Below are 25,808 nucleotides of genomic sequence, written 5' to 3' on the forward strand. Positions count from 1 at the left end.
GTTTAAGCCTATTTGCATCTTGATGAAAAATCTTGCCCAAATCATGTTTAACTGAATCTTATCTATTTCAAAGAAAGATGGGTGATCACATCGGCTTTAATTGGTTGAAATCATGCGAGCCATACAAAAATTTGCCTTTCTCGCTAGCTTATCGGTTTTGGTAGGGTGTAGCGAACCTGGTCCGATACGCATCGGATTTATTGCCGGGCTGGAAGGCCGTGCGTCAGCTCTCGGAATTGCCTCGCGCAACGCCGTACAAATGGCGGTTGATGAAGCCAATGCAAATGGCGGCATCAATGGGCGTCAGATCGAACTTGTTATTCGTGATGACAAGAGATCTGCCAAAGGGGGAGCTGAGGCTGCACGCTCACTCGTCAGCGAGAAGGTTACAGCGATCATTGGGCCGATCCTAAGTGTCGTGGCTGGCGGCGTCGTGCCCGTCATCAACGAAGCTAGACTTGTGACGGTATCTCCGACGGTTATTTCTTCCAAATTTGTCGGAAAAGACGACTTTTTTTTCCGATTGAATTCATCGGGTGAGCAATCAGCTGCCGATTACGCGAGAGTTTACCATGAGGCCGGATTTAGCAGAATCGCGGCGGCTACCGATGCTCACAACAAAGCATTCACAGAGAACTGGATGAAGTTATTCACCGCAGCGTTTAGTGCGTATGGTGGCAAGATTTCTTCAGTTGTACCTTTTGATGCAGCAAAGGAAGTCGGGTTGAAACATGTCGTTGTTTCTCTGCTTGCTGACAAACCTGAAGCGGTTCTCATTTTGGCAAACGGCATAGACACCGCCCAACTTGTGCAGCAATTCAGAAAGCGTGATGGAGATATTCAATTACTTGCGACTTCCTGGGCTGGGTCTGACAACCTAATAACCCATGGAGGCAGGGCAGTTGAAGGAATAATGCTGGCCGATACATATGATAGGAATGACCAGAGCAAGCGCTATTTAGGGTTTCGCGAAGGCTTCCAAGGGAAATTTAAGGCTCCACCAAACCACGCAAGTGTTGCGTCTTACGATGCTGCAACAACATTGTTTGCGGCATTGCGGACAGCCGGTGAGGGAGGAAACTTAAAAGCCGCTTTGCTGAACTCAGAATCATATAAAGCCCTGCAACAAGAAATCACGTTCGATGCTTATGGAGATAGCAGAAGGACTTTGACCGTTGTGATGGTTAGAGATGGCCGTTTTGCAAGACCAAAATAGATTATCTGTCGGATCGGAACTGATTGCCAATAGAGAGATATTTACTAAATTTTATTCAAATCATGAAAACCTTCAGGTAGTTAAATACCGGAGAATCGGTCATGCGGCCATATGTGTTAACACCTGCGGTAGCAATGTTTTTGCTGCAGTTAGCGGCCTGTGGCGATCCGGAGGTGATCCGTTTGGGCTTTGTCGGCCGCCTCGAAGGAAGAGCATCAGAGATCAGCATCGCGTCATTGAGCGCTGTTCGCATGGCTGTCGATGCCAGGAACGAAGCAGGAGGAATAAACGGGCGTCAGATAAGAGTTTTCGTTCGTGACGACCACGGTACGGCGGAAGGAGGCGCGGAAGCCGCCCGGTCGCTGATTTCAGAGGGTGTTGAAGCAATTATCGGCCCCAATCTCAGCGTAGTCGCTGGCGGCATGGTGCCGGTGATAAACGAGGCTGAAATTGTAGCAATTTCTCCGACCGTCGCTTCTCAATACTTTGTCGGTCAGGATGATTATTTTTATCGTATAAACTCATCTACGCACGAAGTAGCAAAGAGCTATGCCAAACACTGCATTGATGCCGGACATCAAAAGGTTGCCATTGGTTTCGATGGAAAGAATCAGCTCTACTCTATGAATTTGATACACGCGTTTGACGAAGCCTTCACGGCGCTTGGTGGAACGCTGATCGAGTTTCGGGAATTTAACAGTACCATTCGAGGCGATATTCCCCGGTTGGCTATAGAATTATCGGACTCGAATCCCGACGCATTGATATTACTCGCCAACGCGGTCGATACTGCTTTGCTTGCCCAGCAAATTCGAAAACATGACACAGAGGTGGCGCTTCTCGCGTCCCAGTGGGCGACTTCAGACAGTCTTCTTACGCTCGGGGGAGGAGCAATCGACGGGATTACCCTGCTGCAAGCTTATGATGGATTTGATAAATCGGAGCGTTACATCGCGTTCGGCGACTCTTACAGTGCCAGGTTTCAATCAAGTCCAAGATTCGCGAGTATTGCGGCTTATGACGGCGTGACTGTTTTATTCTCTGTCATTGAAAACTTGGCAGAAGATGAAAGTATAAAATCGTCGATCGATGCGATTGGACGCTTTCAAGGGTTGCAGCAAATAGTAGAATTTGACGATTTCGGGGACAGTACTCGAAAAATCACTACGATCACCGTTCAGGAGGGGAAGTTCATACCTAAATGAAGGTTCCAAAAGCACTGTCTCTGCGCGTTGCACTCTCGCTTTTATTTGTTCTGACTCCGCTGGTCGCGCTCGTGATTGTTGGGTCGACCACGCTTGCCATCCGTTTACCCCAGATTATGGATGACAACAGATCTATAGCTAGGGAATCGGCTGCAGAGATGGCGGCGCGAGTTGAGGAGTATTTGCGCTCTCTCGAACATCGTCTCAAGGTTTTAACGGCCGCGGTCGCAAACGTTCCTAGGGACGATGTCTATCAATTACTGGTGGCCGCGCGCGGGGACGAATTTGATGCAATCTATCTGATCGACGAAAAGGGCCTTCTGATTGACGCCAGCGTGAAGAATTACGGCAGGCAATATATCGACGAGATCGTCGGGATCGATATGTCCGCCAATAAGCTTTTTCGCACAGTTTCCGATACACAAAAACAGGCATGGAGCGATACGCAACTTTCCACGGTCTCAGGAACCGTAACTGTTGGCGTGGCGATTCCGGTCGAAGGAAGTAAAACCTCCATAATCGGCGAGGTACCTCTCGACCAGATTATCTCCATAAGCAAGTTCTCCCGTAGCGACAGGCAACTTGATCTCTGGATATTGGATCGTCTCGGCGAAGTTGTGGCGGATACAAGAGTCACAAGTTTTGGCCGGCGGAATCTTCTACATCTGCCAATCGTTCAGGCCGGGCTAAATGGGACAGAGATCCCGGACCGCCTTTCTTATGATGGGCAGGATTTCTATGCTTGGGCGGAATTCTCCAAATCTCTTGGATGGCTCTTTGTCAGCCGCATCCCGCGCGGGATGGATAATCCCGCGACACGGGAACTTGTTGCCATAATCATTACGGGATTCATATCCACATCCATCATCGGTGCGCTATTGGCTCCTCTTTGGGCTCAGACTCTGTCGCGCACCGTGCAATCCGTTATCCGGCGCGCCCGTATTGTTGCATCCGGCAGCCGGCCCGAGAACTGGCCGATAAGCTTTATAAAGGAGTTCAACCAGCTTTCAGGAGACCTAGAAGCCATGGCCGACGCCCTTGTCAGCCGTGAACAAGCCTTGAAGGAAATGAATGAAGATCTGGAAAACAGGGTCCGGACGCGTACGTACGATTTGGCCAACTCTAATTTGGATCTTTCGAAAGCCTTACAAAATCTGCAGAAGACTCAGAATGAATTGATAGAGGCCGAAAAACTGGCTGCACTTGGACGTCTGGTCGCCGGCATCGCACACGAGTTGAACACGCCTTTGGGAAACAGCAAGCTCAGCCTGTCTTCTCAGGAACATGAAATCCGGAATTTCGACGCGCTGCTGGAAAAGGGCCTGCGAAAGTCGGACTTGATGAAGTTCCTGGCTCATGTTCGTGAAACGACCTCAGTTGCATTCATGAATGTTGAACGTGCTTGCGATTTGGTTACAAATTTCAAGCAGGTCGCTGTGGACAGGACAACGTCACTTCGGCGGAAGTTTCATCTGCACAATCTTATTTCTGGCACTGTTTTGACTTTGCAGCCGTCCATCGGGAAAAACATCCAAGTCGTAATTGACGATATGCCTGAGAATTTTGAGATTGACAGCTATCCAGGAGAGCTCGGGCAAATTATTACCAATCTTGTGGACAACGCCTCAAAGCATGCATTTCCGGACAGATCCGGAAACATCCACATTTCAGTTGCAGAAACCGACCAGGAAAAGATTGAAATATCAGTGCGGGATGATGGCGTCGGAATGCCGCCGGACGTGGCGGAGAAGGTCTTCAACCCCTTTTACACCACCAAATTGGGGCAGGGTGGCACCGGTCTCGGGTTGAATATATCTTATAACGCGGCGACTAACGTGCTTGGCGGAAGCCTGACGGTCGAGAGCACGCTTGGCGAGGGTTCAGTTTTCAAACTCCTGATTCCCGTTATTGCCCCAGAGCACGAGGGTGAGGATACGGGGAGCGTCAAAAACTCGCCCGTTGGGACATAGGGTGGCGCCGCCAAATACTCCTTTTTCGTATTCTTTCGGGTTCGATTGACAATGCGAAACCAAATCGCTGAAATTGATCTGTCACATGCGATGGAATCACAGTCCCGAATTGGGACGGCGCTCCGAAAACAGGAACGCCAAGAAGAATACCACGGATGAGACGGGAGGATTTGGCAAAACAGAAAGCGGCTTGATGCAACGGAGAATATCCGGAGCACGTGCCGTTTCGCTTTTCGGGGGACTGATATGACACTTTTTTCGCGCCGCCAGGTTATGGCAACGCTAGCCGCTCTCAGCGCCGCCTCAGTGCTGCCGGCCAGCATCGCCAACGCAGCAGACACGATCAAGGTTGCTGGGATCTATACCCAACCAATCCAGCAAAAATGGGATGCGCGCCTGCATCTTGCACTTGAAGCCGCCAAGGCCGCGGGCAAAATTGAGTATTCCTTTTCGGAAAAGGTCTCTAATACCGACTATATCCGTGTGCTGCGCGAATATGCCGAAAGCGGCGTGCAGCTGATCATTGGCGAGGCCTTTGGCATCAGTCGCGAGGCTCGCAAGGTGGCGGACGAATATCCGAACGTCGCCTTCGTAATGGGCGACCCCTTCAAGCCGCATGGAAGCAACTTCTCGGTCTTTGACAATTATATCCATGAGCCGTGCTACCTCATGGGGATCATCGCCGGCAGCATGACCACGTCGAAAAAGATCGGCATGGTCGGCGGTTATCCGATCGGTGAGGTAAACCGGCTGTTCCACGCGTTCATGGCAGGCGCCAAGTCCGTCGATCCGTCGATCGAGTTCAAGGTGACCTTCATCGGTTCCTGGTACGATCCGCCAAAAGCAAAAGAAGCTGCCTTCGCCCAGATCGAATCCGGTGTCGATATCCTTTATGCTGAACGTGCTGGCGTGGTTGATGCGGCTCGTGAAAAAGGCATTCTTGCCTTTGGTAATGTGAACGACATGAACAAGGAAGAGAATGGAACGGGTGTGGTCGTGACGTCTGCCCTTTGGCACATGGAAAGTGCTATCGATTACGCCATCGAGCAGGTCAAGGCAGGCAGCTTCAAAGCCGAAGACTACAAGGAATGGACCATGATGCAGAAGGGCGGCGCCAGCCTTGCCCCGTATTATGAGTTCGAGGATAAAATCCCGGCAAATGCTAAAGCCAAGGTCGCCGAGCTTTCCAAGCAGATTTTGGCCGGCGATTTCGTGGTCGAGATCAACGACAACGAGCCTAAATCCACGTTCTGATTCTTTAGGATGTCACGCACGTGACCAATAGACCTTCCTCAGTGATGCCCCTGTTATCCTTCAGGGGCATCACCAAGCGTTTCGGCCCGCTGGTCGCGAACGATGCGATATCGCTCGACCTAAACCAGGGAGAAGTCCTTGCGCTCCTGGGCGAGAACGGGGCCGGCAAGACAACGCTGATGAACATCCTCTTCGGGCATTACGTGGCCGAGGAGGGTGAGATCATGGTGGATGGCGCGCCATTGCCTCCCGGTTCGACTGACGCAGCTATCCAGGCTGGTATCGGGATGGTGCACCAGCATTTCACCCTGGCCGAAAACCTGACGGTGCTGGAGAACATCACGCTCGGTACCGAGCCGCTGTTTGCTTGGCGCCGGAACATCAAGGCCGCCCGGGCCAAAATCGCGAAAATGGCTTCCGAGTACGGCCTGCATGCTGATCCGGACAAGCCGGTCAGCGCGCTCTCGGTCGGTGAACGGCAGCGGGTGGAGATCCTAAAAGCTCTCTACCGCGACGCCCGCATCCTCATTCTGGACGAGCCGACAGCGGTTCTGACGCCACAGGAATCTGACAGCCTTTTCGAGACTTTGAAGAAGCTGACGGCCAATGGACTTGCGGTCATTTTCATCTCCCATAAGCTGAACGAGATCCTCAATCATACGGACCGGGTGGTGGTGCTGCGCCGGGGCGCCGTTGCTGGAACCGTAACAACGTCCGACGCAGACCGCGCCGGATTGGCGCATATGATGGTGGGCGAGGAAGTGAACCGCCCGAAAGCGACAGCAATGACACCGGGCGATGCGGTTCTGCGCCTGACTGACGTCTCATGCCGCGCGGATAGTGAATCGCAGAGCCTGAAAGAGGTCAGCCTTGAGATCCGGGCGCATGAGATCATCGGACTTGCCGGTGTGGCTGGCAATGGTCAGCGGACGCTCGCAAACCTGTTGTCCGGCCTTACGACAGCCGAGGCCGGTCATGTCGATATACTCGGTGCGCCAGGTGTGGCCGATCCGACAGAACTTGTCCGGCGTGGTGTTGGGCGTATTCCCGAGGACCGTCACGCGACAGGTGTGGTCGGTGAAATGCCGCTCTGGGAAAACCTGATCAGCGAAGACAGGCGCGGACCCGAAATTGCCCGTGCCGGCTTCATCATCGACAAGGCCAGGGCTGTGCAGCGAACAAACCGCCTAATCGATGAGTTCGATATTCGATGTGAAGGTCCGGAAGCAGAAACGCGTTTGTTATCAGGCGGCAACATGCAGAAGCTTATCCTCTCGCGCGTGCTCTCGAAGGGGCCACGCTTCATCATCGCGAACCAGCCGGTCCGCGGTCTGGACGAGGGGGCCATTGCCTATGTCCAGAGCCGCTTGTTGCAGGCTCGCGCCGACGGCGCCGGTATTCTGCTGATCTCCGAGGATCTGGACGAGCTCTTCGCTCTCAGTGATCGGATTGCCGTTATGTATCACGGTCGGCTGACAGCCCCGCAAGAGACGGCACACCTCACGGTCGGCGATGTCGGCCTGCTGATGTCCGGCCATGACGGGGAAGCCGCCCATGCGCATTGAAGCCCGACAGGACGTGACGCTTTGGCGTGTGATGCTGGCCCCGGTCCTGGCCGTTTTGGCCGCACTGGTGCTCGGCGCCGGATTGATCATCTGGGCGGGAGAGCCGGTGCTGGCTTCCTATTGGGCTCTGCTGAAGGGTTCCCTTGGATCCAGTTTTGCCTTGAATGAGACGCTGACGCGGTCCACGCCGCTGATCTTCACAGGTTTGGCAGCAGCGGTCGCCTTCCGGGCTAAATTCTACAATATCGGCGCCGAAGGGCAGCTCTATTGCGGGGCACTGGCAGTGACATTCTTCGGTACGGGCCTGATCTCCCTGCCGCCCGTCCTGATGGTTTCGTTCCTGATGATTGTCGGCGCCATGGCAGGCGGCGCCATCCTGATCGTGCCGGTTTTGTTGAAGACCCACATGAAGGTCGATGAGGTCGTAACGACGCTGCTGCTGAACTTCGTCATCCTTCTGCTGGCCGGATACCTGCTTGAGGGGCCGTGGAAGGACCCGATGTCACTCGGCTGGCCACAGGCCGCCCCCATTGTGGATGAAGGCATCTGGCCGCCGCTGTTGGCCAAGGGGCGCCTGCACCTCGGCTTTATCTTCGCGATCGTCGCCGCATTGCTTGCCTGGGCGCTGATGCGCTTCACAGTCTGGGGGTACGAGATCCGAGCCGTTGGCCTGAATGCGTCCGCCGCCGGCTTTGCAGGCATTGGCGTCAATGCAACGGTGATCCGTACTGCATTGATATCAGGCGGTCTTGCCGGTCTTGCCGGGGTTAGCGAAGTCGCTGGGCTCAAGGGCTATCTCACGCTCGATCTCTCACCGGGCTTCGGATATGCGGGGATTGCCGTCGCCATGCTGGCGCAATTGCATCCGCTCGGTGTCATCCTCTCGGCCTTCTTCATCTCGGCCATCTATGTCGGCGCCGATGCGATGAGCCGGTCGACCGATATTCCAACCTACATTGCGGACGTTCTGGTCGGCCTCTCGGTGTTGACCATTCTGGTCAGTGTCATGCTGACCCGCTACCGCATCCGCTGGAGTTGAGGCAATGATCGGCGACATCCTCGAAATCCTCCTCACCGCCGGCTTCTGGGCCGCGACAATCCGGATCGTCAGCCCCCTCATTCTCGGGACTCTGGGGGAGCTGATCTGCGAGAGGGCAGGAGTGCTCAATCTCGGCATTGAGGGCATCATGACAATGGGTGCCATGGCCGGATGGATGTGGGTCTTTCAGGGCGGAGACCTGTGGGGCGGGATTGTCTTCGCCGCGTTTATTGGTGCACTGATCGGTCTGTTTCACGCGAGTTTTACGGTCTATCTGGGCCTTTCCCAGCATGTGACGGGGATCGGTATCACGCTGTTTGCTTCCTCACTCAGCTACTATGTTTTCCGCATGCTGCTTCCGGACGCGACGACACCACCGAAGATCGTCCCCTTCCAGCCCTATGCCATTCCTGGCCTCTCCGACATTCCCGTGATCGGTGAAGCGCTGTTCAGCCAGACGCCGCTCACCTATCTGGCGCTGCTTTCGGTTCCGGCTGTCTGGTACGTGCTGGAACGCACCCCGCTCGGTCTCGCAGTGCGCATGGCAGGGGAAAACCCGGTCGCCGTCGAATCACAGGGTATCGATGTGCTGGCGGTCCGGACCGGCGCGGTCATGGTCGGCAGCGCCTTCATGGCCATCGGCGGTGCCTTCATCACCATGAGCGCGTTCGACGCATTCTATTTCGGCATGATCAACGGCCGTGGCTGGATCTGCGTCGCACTGGTGATCTTCGCCTCCTGGCGCCCCGGCAAGGCGTTGCTCGGCGCTTTGCTGTTTGCCGGGCTCGACGCTCTGCAGGTCCGTGCGCAGCAGCTTGCCGGCGCGCAGATCCCCTACCAGTTCTTCCTCATGGCGCCCTACGTCCTCTCCATTGCTGCGATGGTGGTGATGTCCCGGCGGGCGCTTTACCCGAAAGCGCTACTGGTACCATTCCGGCGCGGCGACCGCGTTTAACGAAAGCCTGACTTATGCTCGATATTCTGATCACGAATGCCACACTGCCCGACGGCCGCACGGGGCAATCCATCGCCATTCAGGGCGACCGTGTCGTCGAGGTCGGCCCGGCTGTTACAGGCGATGCAGGCAGGGTGATCGATGCGGGCGGCTGTCTCGTGACGCCGCCGTTCATCGACCCTCACTTCCATCTGGATTCCACCCTCAGCCTCGGCGAGCCGCGGTTGAACCAGTCTGGCACCCTGCTGGAAGGCATCCAGCTCTGGGGTGAGCTGAAGCCACACCTGACTGGGGACGCGATCAAGCAGCGGGTGCGGGAACTGGCGCGCTGGTCCATCGCCAAGGGCACGCTCGCCATTCGCAGCCACGTCGACACGTCCGATCCCCGCATGATCAATGTCGACGCCCTAATCGAGGTACGGGAAGAACTGAAGCCCTATATCGACATCCAGCTTGTCGCTTTCCCGCAGGACGGCTATTTCCGCTCGCCCGGTGCGGCGGAGAACCTCGCCCGCGCGCTCGACAAGGGCGTAGACGTAGTCGGCGGCATTCCACATTTCGAGCGCACCATGGAAGACGGCGCCCGTTCGGTCCGCGCACTCTGCGAGATCGCGGCCGAGCGCGGCCTGCGGGTCGACATGCATTGCGACGAGACGGACGATCCGATGTCGCGCCATATCGAGACACTGACAGCGGAGACCAAGCGCCTCGGGCTGGAGGGCAGGGTGGCCGGCTCGCACCTGACCTCCATGCATTCCATGGACAATTATTACGTCTCGAAGCTGTTGCCGTTAATGGCTGAAAGCCAGATACACGCGATCCCGAACCCGTTGATCAACATCACCCTGCAAGGTCGGCACGACAGCTATCCAAAGCGCCGGGGCATGACTCGGGTAAAGGAAATGACCTCCGCCGGCATCAATGTCGCGCTGGGCCATGATTGTGTGATGGACCCATGGTACAGCCTCGGTAGCCACGACATGCTGGAAGTCGCGCATATGGCTGTCCATGTCGGCCAGATGACCGGCGTCGACGAGATGAAGGCAATGTTCGCCGCCGTCACCGAAAACTCGGCAGATGCCATGGGGCTGGAAGGCTACGGCATCTCGAAGGGATCCAATGCCGACCTGATAATCCTGCAGGCGGGCGATGCAATGGAAGCCATCCGCCTGAAACCGAACAGGCTGTTTGTCATCCGCCGGGGCCAGGTCATTGCCGAAGCGCCACCGCAGATCAGCACAGTCAAAATCAGCGGCAACAGCCACGAGGTGGATTTCCGGCGGGTCTAGCGCATTTCCGCGTCCAGCGCCTCGAAGAGCCGATCCACATCGGCCTCGTCATTGAAGAGATAAGGACTAATCCGCAGCGCGCCGTTGCGGAAGGCCACATGAACGTCGCGTGCCGCCAGCCGTGCAGCGAGATCTTTCGGCCATGGATCATTCCGGTAAATCCCGATGAAATGCCCGATGCGGCGGGCTTTCGGCGGGCAGGTGAAGCCGCGCTCCTCCGCCTTCCCTGCGATCATATCAACAAGCCCGACCAGGTAGGCGTGGATCGCCTCTGGCATCCATTCCGTGATCTGTTCCAGTGCGGATACGCACATCGGAATGTGGATCATGCTGTCCGCTGCCCCCATATCGAAGCGCCGGGCATTCGGCTTGAGACGCCCACCAAGGCCGCTGCCGGTCTCCATCGACGGCGCGTCGATCCGCGACGCGTGGTTCAGCTCCAGCGGCATGCCCGAATGGTGCTTGGGGGCGACATACATGAAGCCCATCATGTCCGGGCAAAGCAGCCATTTATAGCCCGAGGCGACGATGAAATCCGCAGGAACAGTTTCAAGGTTAAGCGGCTTTACGCCGAGTGACTGGGTCGCATCCACGACCATCGGTATCCCGCGCCGCACACACTCCGCAGCAATCGGCTCGAGATCGACTAGCGCCCCGTCGCACCAGTGACAGTTCGGCAGCGCGACGATACCCACACCATCGTCCAGTGCCTCCAGAACCGCCCCGGTCCAGTCGAAATCCGCGCCGCGCGGGACATAGAGAATTCCGCCGCCTGACCGCTCCGCCAGTCTCTGCCACGCATAAACGTTCGACGGGAACTGTGCTTCAAGCACCAGCACATCCTGCCCCGGAGCCAAAGTCAGATTGGCCGCAGCGGAAGCAATTCCGTAACTGGTCGAAAAAACGATCGAGACATCGTCTGCCGTGGCACCGAGCAGACCGCCAAACAACTCCCGGCAGCGCTCCATTTCCCCCGGCAAGGCCGAACGTTCGGCGTTCCATGGCTGCCGCTTGCGCATAAGTCCCCGTTCACCGGCGGAGAAACTGGCCGTGAGACAAGGAGACTGGCTGGCCGTGTTGAAATACGTCAGGCCGGTCGGCAGATCGAAAAGATCCCGTTGGCAGGTGATCGCCATAGAAGGGGCTCCAGAAGAAACTTTCGCGCAGGCCTGCATCAGGCCACGCACTGTTTAGCACCCTGCACAGATTGAATTGCGAGCTCAAGCATGGACACGCTCAGCAGTAGCGATTTCAAACGTTCTGAAACGAGGTCTGGCAATGAAGAGCGGTATGGCGGATGGGGTGGGATTCGAACCCACGAGACGGTCTCCCGCCTGCCGGTTTTCAAGACCGGTGCCTTCAACCGCTCGGCCACCCATCCGCAATTGGCATTCGATATTGCTTCAGGGCATTGCCCGAAAAGCAAATTAACCTCAAATGCCGCCCCGCCAAAGCGAGCGAGGAGGGATGTCTATACGCAACCCCGCCGCGCCCTGCAACAGAGAACAGATGAACCGCGCCGAGTTCACAAAATTTCTAGGCGACGGCTTCGCGATTTCGGCCTCGCATAGGGCTGATCGGGGGAGGGGAATGGCCGTAATCTCACGTTCAGAATAGAATTGATCAATCATCTTGATATGGGCGATCCGATTCGATCACTGAGTTTAGAACAACATCAATCCCGAGCTGATGATAATGGAGAGGCTTATGTAACGAGTTAACGGTTTATTTATGAAGCGAGTGTCGCTGTCCCAACCTTGCTGTGGCGAGGTCGCGAAACTTTGTTTTTTTCTAGAACTGCGATGGAATCGTAAAGGTGGAGTGCTGCGAGATAATCGGCGGTACCATCAATTTTCTGACCCTCTCCATGATACCAATGGTGCATATCGTCGTACATCTGACGAATATCTCCAATGAATGAGTCTTGTTCCTGGTAGCCACCGTCATGCGTTTTCCAATACGTCGCGTGAAGGTCTTCGATCATATATATGCCCCCAACAGCTAAGAGCGGGAACAATGTATTAACGGACGCTCGAATGTGCTTGGAGACATGGCTGCCATCATCAAGAACGATATCAACGCCTCCCATCTCTTCTACGATTTTGGCTAGGAATTCCGGGTCGTCTTGAGAGCCAATGCGAACCTGACCGCTTTGGCCATCCAAGGCAGCGCAACTAGGATTAATATCAATCCCAAAAATCACAGCATCAGGCCCAAAATAGTTCCTCCAAAGGGATAATGACCCCCCTTCAGAAACACCAATTTCAAGAAATCTTAGCCTCCGATTTCTGTAAGTTGCGAAGTATCTTTCGTAAATTGGTAGATAATGATGCCATTTATGTATTATTGATCCTTTATTTGACCAAAAAAGGCCTTCTAGTCCTGGTCTATCTTTTGCGTCTTGGGGGATCTCATCGTCGGAAAAATCATGTATTCCTGAAAATGTATTTTTTTCTTTTCTATTTAATTCGGTGATACTTGAAGTTTTCGGTACCGCAGTGACGAAAGCTGTGGAATTTGTTTTTCGACGATACGCACGCCCTTCTGAGGCTCCGTGTAATAAATAGTGTTGTAATGGATCCACGCCTGCCGCAGCCACATCGGGGTGCAAACTCAAATAGACTTCCGGGTCAAAGTCCTCGGGCAATTCGTTGAGCATATGTGCCATTCTCTAGCTGATCGTATAGCTTTTTTAGAACATAGTTGCGTTGAAATTATGCTCGTCCTTCATCGCTTACAAGGGCATCTTGTTGCCAGAATCTGACTTACGCGTCTCTAAGCTTTCGTTCGGCTAAGTCAAAGAATTGGATTGGCTCTTGCACTTGTTCATATGCGTCCCGCCACACCTCATTTGCAGGTTTGAGAGGCCTTTTCTGAACGGCTGGACCCGAAGCTAATTAGCCCCGAATGCGCGCTCCGCTAAAAAGAGCGATGACGGGGGCTGTATGCAACCCAGCCGCGCCCAGCGACAGAGAACAGATGAACCATGCTGAGTTCATGAGTTTTCCAGGCGATGGCTTCACGTTTTCTGGTTTGCATAAGGCTGATTGGGGGGCAGCGGGGTCACCCTTATGTTCAGAATCGAATTGATCAATCATCTAAATTAATACTACATATGCCGGCCACTAATAATACCTCGAAGACGCAACGGGAAGCGATATCAATGCCTCAGAAGGTTCAAGCTGGGCGGAATCTCACCCAGGAAACGACGGCGGCACTGCGTGCAAAAATCGCCGCTGGGCCTATGAAAACCGGTGACCGTCTGCCAACGGAGAAAGAGCTTGAAGCTGAGTTTGGCGTCAGCCGGACTGTTATTCGAGAGGCCGTCGCCGTCCTGAAGGCGGATGGTTTGGTCGAACCAAGACGCGGCGCAGGTATTTTTGTCCGTGACCCGCACGGCAACCGGAACAAGGGAATCGCGTCGTTCCTGCCCGGAGATGTTCACGGTACGCTCGACCTTCTGGAATTGCGCATGGCGGTTGAGATTGAGGCAGCAGGCCTTGCTGCTACGCGTCGCAGCCTCTCCCAAGATGCCCGAATTCGTGAGAACCTGTATCAGTTAGAACGCGCCGTAGAGAGCGGTGCGTCCTCTGTTGCATTGGATGCAGCCTTTCATCTGTCCATCGCACAGGGAACCAACAACGAATTGTTCGCCAATTTCCTGAAATCACTTGGGAAAAATGCCATTCCACGGAGCAGTCTCTCAGAACAGGAACGCGACCGTCTAATAGACAAAAGCTATCTCGAGAGGGTGAACAAGGAGCATCGGGCAATAGCAGACGCAATATCCGCCGGTGATCCGGACGCGGCCCGGTGTGCCATGCGTGACCATTTGAGCGGGAGCATCACCCGATACAGGAATTCCCTTTCCTCATAGGTCGCTTCTTCGTAACGATCCAGCAGACCTGAATTCTAGGAGACGGGTATGAATGTCGCGGTTGACTGCGTCCTCGAAGCCAAAGCCAGACTTGGCGAAGGCGCGGTCTGGGATATTGAGTCAAGCGCCCTTTGGTGGGTGGACATTGCGGCGCCGTCCTTGCACCGGTTTCATCCTGGATTGACGCGTAACGAAACCTGGTCAATGCCGTCAGCCATCGGATGCGTCGCCCCCCGTCAGTCAGGCGGGGCGATAGTCGGGCTTGAAGAAGGCTGGTGCGCCTTCGACCCAGCGGATGGTTCTGTCCACCTGCTGAACGACATGGCACCCGGGCTCGCCACGCATCGTTTTAATGATGGCGCCGTCGATCCGGCAGGACGATTCTGGGCCGGTACCATGCCGAAAAACGGTCCGCGCGATGCGGCGGCGGGAGAAGCAGGAGATGGAACGCTGTTTTGTCTGGATACAGACGGGACCTGCCGGTCGTTCCTGGAAGGTCTCTACATCCAGAACGGGCTTGCGTTCTCGCAGGACGGAACACGGATGTATCTTTCTGATAGCTACAAACCGATCCAGACAATCTGGGTCTTCGATTACGATATCAAAACAGGTACCCCTTCGAACCGACGTACCTTCTTTGATACGAATGCCGTGGCCGGCCGGCCGGACGGCGCGGCAATGGATGCGGATGGGTGTTATTGGATGGCCGGTGTAGATGGCTGGCAGATTCTCCGGCTTACACCTGACGGAGCGGTCGACCGCACCATTTCGGTTCCGGTCGAAAAACCCACTTGTCTCGCCTTCGGTGGCGCCAAACTGGAACAGCTTTATATTACCAGCATGGGAGAAGGTTTGATCACACCGGGAACCGAAGACCGCCAGCCCTACGCTGGCGGCATTTTGGTCTGTGAGCCCGGTGTGAAGGGCTATGCACCGCCGCCCTGTGTAGCCTGACCTAGCCCCCATTATCCTGCGATAAGACGCGGCAGTGTCAGGGAGATTGCAGGAATAAATGTCGTCAGCATAAGCGCGAAAAGAATGGCTGCGTAAAACGGCCATATTGTCCGGACGGCGCGTTCAATCGGAACCTTCCCTACCGCACATCCTAGGAACAGGCATGCTCCAACCGGCGGTGTGCAAAGCCCCAGCCCCAAATTCATCATCAGAATCATGCCGAACTGAACCGGGTCCATTCCGAGTGAGATCACGACGGGCAAAAATATTGGAGTGCAGATGAGGATCAAAGCCGCCATGTCCATGATCATGCCGAGTATAAGCAACATAAGGTTGATCATCAGCAGGATGGCAATCGGGTTCTCAGTCACCCCGGTCATGAAATCGATCATCCGGGTCGGGACCTGATAGAAGGTCAGCATATAGGCAAATGCCGTCGCCGAGGCGACAAGGATCAGCACCATCGATGTGGTGCGGACTGAATTGAGCACAGCCGTCTTGAAAGCCGTCCAGCTCAGGGAACGGTAGACGATCAAGGTGACCGCAAAAGCGTAGAGTGTTCCGAATGCACCAGACTCTGTGACGGTAAAAATGCCGGAGAGTACGCCGCCGACAATGATGACCGCTGTGAAAAGCCCGGGCAGGGCTGTAACGAAGCTGATGAACAAAGCGTATAATCCGGGGAACGGCTCAACCCCGTACCCCCTGCGGACCGCGATGATGTAGGCAGCCGCCGCTAAGCAGAGACACATCAGGACACCAGGAAGAACGCCGGCAAGAAAGAGCTGGGAAATCGAAATACCGCCGCCGGCTGCGATCGCAAACAGGATCATGTTATGGGATGGCGGCACCAGAATGCCCGCGATCGATGAGGTCACCGTGACATTCACGGCATAATCGTCGTCATAGCCTTTTTCTTTCATCACAGGGATTAGGATCGAGCCAAGCGCCGAGATATCTGCCACGGCTGACCCGGAAATGCCGCCGAACAGCATGGACGAGAAAACATTCACAACGCCAAGACCGCCACGCACCCAGCCAACGGCTGCGGACGCGAGCCGCACGAGTCTGATGGCGATACCGCCGTGAAACATCAACTCCCCAGCAAAAATGAAAAAGGGGATCGCCATCAGGGAGAATACGTTGATGCCGGAGATGATGCGTTGGAAGGCTACGACCAGCGGCAGCCCTTCGATGAAAAACGCCGTAACGGCTGCGACAGCCAAAGCAAAAGCCACCGGCACGCCGATAACCACGCATACGGCGAATACGCCGAGCAGAATAAGAAGTCCCATTTGAATATCCCGATTAGCGCGGAGAAGAAGAGGGCGGTTCGCGGTTCAGGAAGAACCGGATCAGATGGCCAGCTGAATAAATGAGACACGCCGCACCACAGAAGGTCAGAGGTATTGCACGGAGCCCTTCCGGGACGTGGATGAGGGGTATCTGTGTACTCCATTTGAACAGCACGAGATTATAAGTCTGCACCATCATGATTGCGCCGAAGACGGCCATAATCAGATGGACGAGGAAATCCATCGCCCGCTGCAGTGGGGGTGGTGCTATGTCGCGAAAGAACGAAACACCGAGATGGGATCTCTCATGGACGCCGGTTGACGCTCCGACGAAACCGATCAGGGCGACTAGCAGGAGAGCGACTTGCTCGACCCAAGTCGGCGTGGCGTTAAGCACATAGCGGCCGAATACAAGCCAACCGAACATGGCAGTCAAAACGACCATTGCAGTCCCGGAAACCCAAAGGCTGATGCGGCATAGTGTATCCAGCCCCAGATAAAACCGACGCAACAGCATTGGCGGGCCGGGAGTCTTTGACGAATAGGCGCCGGTCTCAGGACCGGTCTGATGCATAGAGTTCATCTGAAACCCCGGCTCGTTAAGTGCCGCATGCGGCACGCAGCTTGACGAGTGTCAAAAAGTGCCGCCGGAAAGACTCACTTAGTGAGTTACTTCCGGCGGCCACGGGACAGGAGTTTTTATTGCGTTGCCTGAATTGCGGCGACGAGCGGCTTCAGTTCTTCATTGCTTGCCAAGAACTTCTCAAAAACAGGCTTCATGGCATTCTGGAATGCTGGCTTGTCGGCCACGTCATTGAATTTAACGCCGGACTTCATCACCATTTGACGGCTGGCTTCCGCCCGTTCTGCCCACAATTTCCGCTGCAGATCTGCTGACTCACGGGCTGCGGCTTTCACAGCAGCTTTGTCTGCATCGGAAAGCCCATTGTAGACGTCGGCATTAACGCAGACGCACTCCGGGATAATCAGGTGTTGGGATAGAGAATAGTATCCCGCGACCTCGAAGTGACCGGTCGACTCATAAGAGGGCCAATTGTTCTCGGCTCCGTCGACGACACCGGTCTTGAGCGACTGATAAACTTCAGAGAATGCCATCGGAGACGGGTTGCCGCCGAGCGCGGAAATCATCCCGGAATAAAGATCGTTGTTCATCACCCGGACCTTCATACCCTCGACGTCTTCGGGCTTATTGATTGGATGCTTGGAATTATAGAAAGATCGTGCGCCTGAATCATACCAGGCAAGCGCAACCATGCCTTTCTTCGCCATGCCGGCGCTGATTTGATCGCCTGGCTCCCCGTCCATGGCCCGATGCATATGCTCCATGTCCTTGAAGATAAAGGGTAAGGAGACAACATTGGCTTCCGGAGCGACAGGCCCGATTGGCCCGAGATTGAAGTTTCCAATCTCAATGCCGCCGATACGCAACTGCTCAATCGCATCCGGCTGGCTTCCGAGAACTCCTGAATGGAACATCTTCAGCGTATGGCGCCCGTCGGTCTTCTGCGCCAGAAGCTCGGCGAACTTGTCCATGGCGACTGTGTTGGGATATCCGGGCTTATGGATATTCCAGCCCTTCCATTCAGCGGCTTCAACATTGGCTGTGCCGCCTGCCAGCAATGCGACTGCAAATGCGGCAGATCCGATTTTGTGAATAATCGACATTTTGTATTTCCTCCCTTTTAGTCCCGACTGTGTGCTCGGGACCGATGCACCGCTGGTCTGTTTTTCTTATGCGGTGCTTGTTGCGGAATGCGGCACTTGATGCGCCGTCTATATCCTTCGGATAAGTATGCCTCCTTTTTACAATTGGTCAATCTATCGAGAAATGAATCTTACTTCTAAGCGGCCACGGCCAACCCGGAAGACTCGATTACCGCTGCAAGGTCTTCGATATCCTTGTCAGTAGCAGCGGAAAGAGGGGGACGTACTGCTCCAGCCTCCCTGCCGACCGCGTGTAACCCCCCTTTGATCAGGCTAACTGGATAACCAGGGACACGGTCGCGAATATGCGCGAATGGGTAGAAAAAATTCTTCAGAATATCGTCCATCACCGCCCGGTCGCCAGCTCGCATGGCAGCATAAAATTTCAGTGCCAGCTCAGGCACGAAATTGAACACGGCAGAGGAATAAGTGCTGAACCCGGCAGCATCATAAGCTGCGGCGAACAACTCATGGGTCGGCATCCCGCCAACATAGACCAGCCTGTCCCCGAGCATAGTCCGCATCCGGGTCACAAGATCGATTTCGCCGACGCCGTCCTTAAAGCCAATCAGGTTCGGACATTCTTCAGCCAAACGAGCGACGCTATCGGGAGTGAGCACGGACGTGGCGCGGTTATAGACCACGACCCCGATGGAAACAGATTGGCAAACAGCTTTGACATGCGCCATCTGCCCAGCTTGCGTTCCTGCCATGAGATATGTCGGCAACAGCAACAGGCCGTCCGCTCCTGCCGCTTCCGCAGCCTGCGCATCGACGATAGCCCGAGCTGTATTCACACCGCATCCTGCAACGACTGGGCAACGGCCGTCCGTTGCCTCGACAGCGGCGCGGATAATGCCAGGAAATTCGTCCTGACCAATCGAAAAATACTCACCGGTTCCACCGGCGGCAAAAAGCGTCGCCGCGTCGTAAGAAGCCAGCCAGGAAACATGATCCTGATAGGGCTGTGGTGCGAATTTTAGCGCGTCGTCAAAATGCGTGACAGGAAAGGACAGAAGGCCGGTCGCCATACGGGCCTTGAGCTCCTGGGGTGAAAGAGACACGGCAGATCTCCCGATACGGGTTGATAAGAAGGGGCGATGTGTGGGTCAGGTGTTCGACTTCGCGCCCTGCACGGCAACACGGCTGGGATCGCCCTGATATCCTTCGCTCGCGAAAGGACCGCCCTGGACCGCCAGACCAACAGCGTCTCCTGGCTCCGGGACACCGGAACTATCCACTTCCGCTGCCCAGACATCGGATGAGTCTTTTGGCTGATACCCCAGGCGCTTCGCGGTCTTGTTATCCCACCAGGTGCGCGAATTATCGGACATGCCGTAGACGATTTCGTGGTGTAAATCCTGAACCTCCAGCCCGATCCGGCAGAGTTGCGTCAAATCACCGATGCTGATCCAGGACCCGAGAGTTCTCTGTGTTTCGGCCTTTTCGAAGCAATAACCAATCCGGATGGAGAGGACGCCAAGGCCATAATTGTCCGCAAAATATTGCGACAACGCTTCACCAAAGACTTTGCTGAGGCCATAGCGGCAATCAGCGCGCGGTCGCTCCGATCCATCCAGGATCTGGCCGCGCGGATAAAATCCGATGGCATGATTCGAGCTGGCGAAAACAATCCGTTTTACACCCGCATTGTAGGCGGCTTCATAGAACCGGTATGCCCCGTCAATGTTGGTGCGGAGGATATCGTCCCACGCGTTTTCGACGGACAATCCGCCTAGATGAATGATCCCATCGACTCCATCGACAATCCGCTCAATATCTTCCTTACGCGTGAGGTCGGCGAGGGTGACCTCTTCACCATCTCCTGCGGGCCCCAAGTCAACCATATCGGATACGCGTAATATTGGGTAAGCGCCGGCGAGCGTCTGTCGCATGCGACGGCCAATGCCTCCACCGGCACCGGTAAGCAGTACTCGTCTCATTAATCATCTCTTAGGTATGATTAATTATGATATTCAGGATACCTAGTATGATTATTTTGTCTAGAATGAATTTTGACCGAATCCACCAGGACCGGTCGTTACCATGCTCACGCCGCCGTTTGATCCGGTTAGATTCGCAAATGCGCCCAGTGGAGGGCCTTATTCCGCGTTAAAACTGTCGTCTTGGATCAATGGCTTGCAGAGCGGTTCTGCGCTTTCTTGCGAGCGCTTGCCCCCTATGCCACAACATGCGGTATTGCATTTGGCGACACAGGCTAGGCATTGGGCGTAGAACATGTTGAAAAAAATTCTGGTACTTGCGGGACTGCTTTCGGCGGTCAGTTTCACCTCAGCCCATGCCGCCACGACGCAGTCGTTTGATGCCTGGGTCACGGAACTAAAAACCGAAGCAGAACAGCAGGGGATCAGCCGATCCATTTTGGATCAGGCTTTTGCTGGAGTGGCGCCTATCCCGCGCATCATCGAGCTGGATCGCAAGCAGCCCGAGTTCACGTTGACTTTTGAGCAATATCTGACCCGAGTCGTACCGGACTCCCGGATAAAGAAAGGGCGCGCACTTCTCCAGCAGAACAAAGCGCTGCTGACTGAAGTTTCCGAGAGGTTCGGGGTCCAACCGCGCTTCATTGTCGCCCTTTGGGGCGTTGAGACGGATTTCGGGCGCATTACCGGCGGCTTTCCTGTCGTCGCTTCTCTGGCGACCCTCGCTTATGACGGGCGCCGTAGTGCTTTCTTCCGCAAGGAATTGTTACTGGCACTAAAGATCCTGGAGCAGGGCCATATTGCGCACGCCGATATGAAGGGATCCTGGGCTGGCGCCATGGGGCAGAGTCAGTTCATGCCCTCTAGTTTTCACAATTTCGCTATCGACTACGATGGTGACGGTCATAAAGATATATGGGGTACCAAAGCAGATGTCTTCGGATCTATCGCCAACTACCTCTCCAGATCCGGCTGGAACAACACCGAGACCTGGGGCCGGCCCGTCAGCCTGCCTGCAACATTCGACAAGACTCTTGTTGATTCCAAAACGACCAAGACGATGCGCGAATGGGAAGCACTTGGCGTGACGCGGCGTGACGGTACCCCGTTACCCAGCCGTAACCTAACCAGCCAGCTGATCGTTCCTGGAGATGGAGAGCTGGCGCCAGCTTATCTCGCTTATTCGAACTACGAGGTCATCCTGAAATGGAACCGCTCGAGCTATTTCGCGACAGCGGTGGGAACACTCGCAGAAGCTATCGGTCAGGAATAGTTCATCATGAATTCGATCACGAGATATGCCGCAGTATGTGGTAGCATCGCGGTCGAAATTTCATACCCGTTGTAAGTCGTGCGCCGAACGGACCAGAAGGACAGACATGAAACCTCTCGCCACGCTCTCGTTCATGACGCTTGCCTTGCTGTTGTCCGCATGTGCGGAAACGGAGTTTGTGGTTCATACGGCCAAGCAGGTCCAGAACGTTGCATCAGACGGGAGACCTCTTGGCCGGTACAAGGTTGGGTCTCCTTACGCAATCAACAATGTCTGGTACTACCCTCAAGTAGACTACGGTTATGTCGAAACCGGTATCGCCTCCTGGTACGGACCAAATTTCCACAATAAGGACACCGCTAATGGTGAGGTGTTCGATCAGAATGCTGTCACCGCGGCCCATCGCACTTTGCCTATGCCCAGTGTTGTGCGGGTAACCAATTTGGAAAACGGCCGCGCCTTGGTAGTTCGGATCAACGATCGAGGGCCGTTTGCTCATGGCCGGATCATCGATCTCTCCCGCCGCTCTGCTCAGCTCCTTGGTTTCCAGCGCCAAGGTACGGCAAAAGTAAGGGTCGAAATCCTGCCGGAAGAGAGCCGTAAGATCGCTGAAGCCTATAAATCGGGTAAACCTGTGCGGCTTGCCAGCCTCAACCCGGAACCGGTTCCGACACCAACCGCGGCCCCGAGTGTTGCTGTTTCAAAAGGCAGCGTTTCAAAAATACCGGGGACTGTCGTCCTTACACCGCCCCCAGCGCCCGTATCCACAGCGCCAAGTGCCTCGGATCAAGGCAGTGCCATTGATCTTGCCCGTCAGTCCCGCAGTCAGAACGTCATTCAATCGGAGCCGGAACGGACGGAGATTTTCGTTCAGGCGGGCGCTTTTACGAATGCGAACAATGCGGACAAGCTGACGCAAATCCTCGCCGATGTCGGCCCGGTAAGGATAGATCCGCGCCAGATTGAAGGTAAATATTTCTACCGTGTGCGCCTTGGCCCTCTGGACACTGTTGAAGATGCCGACCGCATTCTCGAGGCCATAATTAGCAAAGGATATCCCGGCGCACGCGTGATCGTTGAATAGCGCCGGTTTACTGGCCGCGAAATCCTTGCGGGGTGGGCTTATGTCTCATTTCAATCAAATTTGTGCATTATGTTTACAGCCGCTTGGGGCTATAGAAGCCAAAAACCTGTTTGATCAAAACGTCTCGTCATGCGGACGGGTGGGGATCTAATGACGAAATTCGCGAGAAAACTGAACGCAGCAGTCGGACGCATCTGCATTACTTTTGGCGTCTCCGCGCTGCTTGTAGGCAGTTTCCTGTATGCGCAGGAAGCGTCCGCGCTCGAGACCAGTGGACGTGAGGCTATCCTGGTCGACTACGATACAGGCACGATCCTGTTTCAAAAGGATGCGGACAAGCCAATGCCGCCGGCCTCCATGACAAAGATCATGACTGTTTTCATGGCGTTCGAGCGCTTGAAGGATGGCCGGCTTTCGATGGACGACACCATCGCGATCAGCGAGAAGGCCTGGCGCAAGGGCGGCTCGAAGATGTTCGTGAAGGTCGATACCCGTGTCGCTATACGCGACATTCTGCATGGCATTATCGTGCAAAGTGGAAATGACGCTGCGATCGCTTTGGCCGAGGCCCTCAGCGGCACCGAAGAAGCATTTGCAGCGGAGATGACCCGGCGCGCCCACGAGATCGGACTAACCGGCAGTACCTTCCGCAATGCAACCGGATGGCCGGATCCGGAGCATCGGATGACGGCCCACGACCTTTCGCGTCTCGCCATCGAAACCATCCGCAGGTTCCCGGAGTATTATCCGATCTATTCGGAAACGAAATTCACTTACAACAAGATCAAGCAAGGAAATCGGAATCCGCTGCTCTACAAGAATATGGGCGCAGACGGTCTAAAAACCGGGCATACGGAAGCCGCTGGATACGGTCTGACCGCGTCTGCGGTCCGGAACGGCAGACGTCTGATTCTTGTCGTCAACGGGCTGGAAAGCGTGTCCGCTCGTTCCCGTGAAGGCGAGGCCTTGATTGACTGGGGCTTCCGCGAATTCGAGAACTACAGTCTCTTTGAAAGAGGCTCAGTCGTCGCTAACGCTGATGTGTGGCTTGGGAATTCCAAGACCGTGCCACTGGTGACGGATAACGATGTGTTGCTTACGCTCAAGCGGACTGCACGCCAGAAGATGAAAGTCAGCGTGGTTTATGAGGGGCCAATTCCAGCGCCCATTTCTGCGGGCACGCAACTGGCAACACTGAAAGTCTCAGCCCCTGAGATGGAAGATGTAACGATCCCGCTCTATGCCGGTGCCGATGTAAATCAGCTTGGCGTCTTTGGCAAAGTCGGTGCTGCTGTCGAATATCTTGTTTGGGGCAGTGGTGGTTGATCCCGCTGTCACCGAAAGAGGGCGCTTCATCACGTTTGAAGGCGGTGAAGGTGCTGGCAAAAGCACGCAGATCCGGGTGCTGGCTGCAGCGCTTGAGAGTTCCGGGCGGAATATCTGCCTGACACGTGAGCCTGGAGGCTCTGCCGGAGCAGAGCAGATCCGCGAACTGCTAGTTACCGGAGATCCTCAACGCTGGGACGCCATGACGGAACTGCTGCTACTCTATGCGGCTCGCCGGGATCATGTACGGCGCTTGATCGAGCCGAAGCTTGAAGAAGGCACATGGGTGCTCTGCGACCGGTTTGCTGACTCCACCATGGCGTATCAGGGCTACGGTCATGGCCTCGACCGCAACAAGATCGCAGACCTGCACAAAATTGTGCTCGGCCCTCTCAGTCCAGACCTGACAATTATTCTCGACCTTGATCCCCAAATCGGCCTGGCCCGCACCCGCGTTACGGACGAAGCGCAGCGGCGCGGGGCCGAAGACCGGTTCGAACGCATGGAGGTTGCCTTCCATCAGCGTATGCGGGACGGATTCCGGGAAATTGCTGTGGGTGAGCCGGCGCGGGTTGTCCTCGTCGATGCAGCTGCCGATACCAGCCACGTGAGTGAAACCATTTCCATGTTGGTTAGAGACAGGCTTGGCGTCACTCTATGAGCGAAGAACAACACCTTTCGCTTCCAAGAGAGAGCGACGTGCTGATCGGCCATGAAGTTGCTGAGACGGCGATTCATGACGCTATTTCCTCAGGACGCATCCCGCACGCCTGGATGATCACAGGGCCGGCCGGTATCGGTAAAGCAACTCTGGCTTACCGGTTTGCCCGTTACGTATTGTCCGGTGGCGCGGAAGAGGAGGGACCGGGTCTCTTCGGCGATGTATTGCCAAAGGCAACTGCAAGCCTTGCTGTGTCGCGCGATGATCCCGTGTTCGCGCAGATAGCTGCCGGAAGCCATCCCGACATGCTGGTCATCGAGCGCGGCTACGACGAGAAACGCAAGAAAATGCGCGGCGAAATCGTGGTCGACGATGTCCGCAAGATAGGCAGTTTCCTGCGCCTGACCCCATCGCTTGGCGGCTGGCGCATTGTCATTCTGGACTGCGCGGACGAAATGAATCGGAACGCGGCCAACGCGGTCCTGAAACTTCTGGAAGAGCCGCCACGGCAGGCTCTGATCTTACTGGTCAGCCACACGCCGGGCCGGCTGCTGCCGACGATCCGGTCCCGTTGCCGGACTGTTCGGCTCGGCCCACTTTCCGATAATCAGGTAACTGAATTACTGGCCATCCATCAGCCAGAGCTTTCACCTGAAACTTCCGCAACCCTGGTTGCCCTTTCCGAAGGCAGCATTGGCCGCGCTCTAGGACTTGCGGCGGAGGGCGGCATCTCTGCGCTTGAGGACATTTTCGGAGCACTTGGTTCCTACCCACAGATTCAGGATCTCGCGCTGCTGGAACTGGCCGACCGCTGGACCAGAGCGGTCAAGGCGGAGGAAAGCGATCCTTTCTTGACCGGGATGAACTTGCTGGACTGGTGGCTCGGCCGTGTTGCGCGGGATGCGGCAGCCGGACAGCCTCCTGTCGATCAGGTAAAGGGGATGAGCGCCGCCGCAATGCGGTTGACCGAAACCCTTGGTCCTGCCGGTATCGCAGAGCGCCGCTCACGGATCGCATCGCTTCTGGGGAAGGGCATCGGCCTCAGCCTTGATAAGCGGCAATTGCTGATGGATGTGTTCTACTCTCTGGCTCCGGATCACGCTGCTACCTGACGTTTCGCCTTGAAACTGATGGATGCGGGCGGTACCTCATGACACCAAATTTAACAGACTGTCCG

At 55.4% G+C, this 25,808-nt stretch carries 22 protein-coding genes and 1 tRNA gene; 15 read left to right on the top strand and 8 right to left on the bottom strand.

Annotated features, from left to right (window positions below):
* Positions 1 to 112 precede the first annotated feature (112 nt).
* From ABJ076_RS16060 to ABJ076_RS16095, 8 genes are all read left to right on the top strand, one after another.
* On the top strand, positions 113 to 1,216 hold the full coding sequence (locus tag ABJ076_RS16060) for an ABC transporter substrate-binding protein (protein ID WP_348185133.1): 1,104 nt from the start codon (positions 113 to 115) through the stop codon (positions 1,214 to 1,216).
* A 101-nt stretch (positions 1,217 to 1,317) separates the two neighbouring features.
* Positions 1,318 to 2,421 carry an ABC transporter substrate-binding protein gene (locus ABJ076_RS16065; RefSeq protein ID WP_348185135.1) on the top strand — a complete coding sequence of 368 codons (1,104 nt, stop codon included), beginning with the start codon at positions 1,318 to 1,320 and terminating at the stop codon, positions 2,419 to 2,421.
* Positions 2,418 to 4,391, top strand: a complete 1,974-nt coding sequence (locus tag ABJ076_RS16070; RefSeq protein ID WP_348185137.1) for an ATP-binding protein — start codon at positions 2,418 to 2,420, stop codon at positions 4,389 to 4,391. Before ABJ076_RS16065 ends, ABJ076_RS16070 begins: the two co-directional genes overlap by 4 nt.
* A 246-nt stretch (positions 4,392 to 4,637) precedes the next feature.
* Positions 4,638 to 5,645 (top strand): BMP family protein, encoded by a 1,008-nt coding sequence (locus tag ABJ076_RS16075; protein WP_348185139.1) that lies wholly within the window; start codon positions 4,638 to 4,640, stop codon positions 5,643 to 5,645.
* A gap of 20 nt (positions 5,646 to 5,665) precedes the next feature.
* The gene (locus ABJ076_RS16080) at positions 5,666 to 7,210 is read left to right on the top strand and encodes an ABC transporter ATP-binding protein (protein ID WP_348185141.1); all 1,545 of its coding nucleotides are present in this window, start codon (positions 5,666 to 5,668) and stop codon (positions 7,208 to 7,210) included.
* Complete coding sequence (locus ABJ076_RS16085) at positions 7,200 to 8,249, top strand: ABC transporter permease (RefSeq protein WP_348185143.1); 1,050 nt, start codon at positions 7,200 to 7,202, stop codon at positions 8,247 to 8,249. Before ABJ076_RS16080 ends, ABJ076_RS16085 begins: the two co-directional genes overlap by 11 nt.
* A gap of 4 nt (positions 8,250 to 8,253) precedes the next feature.
* On the top strand, positions 8,254 to 9,204 hold the full coding sequence (locus ABJ076_RS16090; protein WP_348185145.1) for an ABC transporter permease: 951 nt from the start codon (positions 8,254 to 8,256) through the stop codon (positions 9,202 to 9,204).
* A 14-nt stretch (positions 9,205 to 9,218) separates the two neighbouring features.
* Positions 9,219 to 10,493: an amidohydrolase family protein gene (locus ABJ076_RS16095; RefSeq protein WP_348185147.1), complete on the top strand. Its 1,275-nt coding sequence runs from the start codon at positions 9,219 to 9,221 to the stop codon at positions 10,491 to 10,493.
* Here ABJ076_RS16095 and ABJ076_RS16100 read toward each other — a convergent pair.
* The 3 genes from ABJ076_RS16100 to ABJ076_RS16110 form a co-directional block, all read right to left on the bottom strand.
* On the bottom strand, positions 10,490 to 11,629 hold the full coding sequence (locus ABJ076_RS16100) for an aminotransferase class V-fold PLP-dependent enzyme (RefSeq protein WP_348185149.1): 1,140 nt from the start codon (positions 11,627 to 11,629) through the stop codon (positions 10,490 to 10,492). The genes ABJ076_RS16095 and ABJ076_RS16100 overlap by 4 nt on opposite strands.
* Before the next feature lie 155 nt (positions 11,630 to 11,784).
* Positions 11,785 to 11,874 (bottom strand) — tRNA-Ser (locus tag ABJ076_RS16105).
* A gap of 348 nt (positions 11,875 to 12,222) precedes the next feature.
* The gene (locus ABJ076_RS16110) at positions 12,223 to 13,152 is read right to left on the bottom strand and encodes a class I SAM-dependent methyltransferase (RefSeq protein WP_348202616.1); all 930 of its coding nucleotides are present in this window, start codon (positions 13,150 to 13,152) and stop codon (positions 12,223 to 12,225) included.
* A gap of 354 nt (positions 13,153 to 13,506) precedes the next feature.
* Here ABJ076_RS16110 and ABJ076_RS16115 point away from each other — a divergent pair, with 354 nt between their 5' ends.
* Both ABJ076_RS16115 and ABJ076_RS16120 read left to right on the top strand, forming a co-directional pair.
* Positions 13,507 to 14,370: a FadR/GntR family transcriptional regulator gene (locus ABJ076_RS16115; protein WP_348208902.1), complete on the top strand. Its 864-nt coding sequence runs from the start codon at positions 13,507 to 13,509 to the stop codon at positions 14,368 to 14,370.
* A 48-nt stretch (positions 14,371 to 14,418) separates the two neighbouring features.
* Positions 14,419 to 15,324, top strand: coding sequence for an SMP-30/gluconolactonase/LRE family protein (locus ABJ076_RS16120; RefSeq protein ID WP_348185155.1), 906 nt, complete (start codon positions 14,419 to 14,421; stop codon positions 15,322 to 15,324).
* Positions 15,325 to 15,335: 11 nt separating this feature from the next.
* On the opposite strand, the gene ABJ076_RS16125 is transcribed toward ABJ076_RS16120, so the two are convergent.
* The 5 genes from ABJ076_RS16125 to ABJ076_RS16145 all read right to left on the bottom strand — a co-directional run bounded on the left by ABJ076_RS16125 (position 15,336) and on the right by ABJ076_RS16145 (position 20,287).
* Entirely contained in the window at positions 15,336 to 16,619 is a 1,284-nt protein-coding gene (locus ABJ076_RS16125; RefSeq protein ID WP_348185157.1) for a TRAP transporter large permease, read from the bottom strand.
* Between the two features lie 13 nt (positions 16,620 to 16,632).
* Positions 16,633 to 17,202, bottom strand: a complete 570-nt coding sequence (locus ABJ076_RS16130) for a TRAP transporter small permease (protein WP_348185159.1) — start codon at positions 17,200 to 17,202, stop codon at positions 16,633 to 16,635.
* A gap of 116 nt (positions 17,203 to 17,318) precedes the next feature.
* A complete protein-coding gene (locus ABJ076_RS16135) occupies positions 17,319 to 18,305 on the bottom strand; it encodes a TRAP transporter substrate-binding protein (RefSeq protein ID WP_348185161.1) in 987 nt (328 codons plus the stop codon).
* Between the two features lie 176 nt (positions 18,306 to 18,481).
* On the bottom strand, positions 18,482 to 19,408 hold the full coding sequence (kdgD, locus tag ABJ076_RS16140) for a 5-dehydro-4-deoxyglucarate dehydratase (protein WP_348185163.1): 927 nt from the start codon (positions 19,406 to 19,408) through the stop codon (positions 18,482 to 18,484).
* 45 nt (positions 19,409 to 19,453) lie between these two features.
* Positions 19,454 to 20,287 carry an NAD(P)-dependent oxidoreductase gene (locus ABJ076_RS16145; RefSeq protein WP_348185165.1) on the bottom strand — a complete coding sequence of 278 codons (834 nt, stop codon included), beginning with the start codon at positions 20,285 to 20,287 and terminating at the stop codon, positions 19,454 to 19,456.
* Between the two features lie 295 nt (positions 20,288 to 20,582).
* Between ABJ076_RS16145 and ABJ076_RS16150 the strand changes: the two genes are divergently transcribed.
* The 5 genes from ABJ076_RS16150 (at position 20,583) to ABJ076_RS16170 (ending at position 25,743) form a co-directional block, all read left to right on the top strand.
* The gene (locus ABJ076_RS16150; RefSeq protein WP_348185167.1) at positions 20,583 to 21,560 is read left to right on the top strand and encodes a lytic murein transglycosylase; all 978 of its coding nucleotides are present in this window, start codon (positions 20,583 to 20,585) and stop codon (positions 21,558 to 21,560) included.
* A gap of 106 nt (positions 21,561 to 21,666) precedes the next feature.
* The gene (locus ABJ076_RS16155) at positions 21,667 to 22,644 is read left to right on the top strand and encodes a septal ring lytic transglycosylase RlpA family protein (protein WP_348185169.1); all 978 of its coding nucleotides are present in this window, start codon (positions 21,667 to 21,669) and stop codon (positions 22,642 to 22,644) included.
* Between the two features lie 150 nt (positions 22,645 to 22,794).
* Entirely contained in the window at positions 22,795 to 23,970 is a 1,176-nt protein-coding gene (locus ABJ076_RS16160) for a D-alanyl-D-alanine carboxypeptidase family protein (RefSeq protein ID WP_348185171.1), read from the top strand.
* Positions 23,963 to 24,631, top strand: a complete 669-nt coding sequence (gene tmk / locus ABJ076_RS16165) for a dTMP kinase (protein ID WP_348185173.1) — start codon at positions 23,963 to 23,965, stop codon at positions 24,629 to 24,631. Before ABJ076_RS16160 ends, tmk begins: the two co-directional genes overlap by 8 nt.
* Positions 24,628 to 25,743 (top strand): DNA polymerase III subunit delta', encoded by a 1,116-nt coding sequence (locus ABJ076_RS16170; RefSeq protein WP_348185175.1) that lies wholly within the window; start codon positions 24,628 to 24,630, stop codon positions 25,741 to 25,743. Before tmk ends, ABJ076_RS16170 begins: the two co-directional genes overlap by 4 nt.
* The last annotated feature ends 65 nt before the right edge of the window (positions 25,744 to 25,808 follow it).

This window comes from Nisaea sp. (assembly GCF_039990255.1).
In the GTDB taxonomy this organism is placed as follows: domain Bacteria; phylum Pseudomonadota; class Alphaproteobacteria; order Thalassobaculales; family Thalassobaculaceae; genus Nisaea.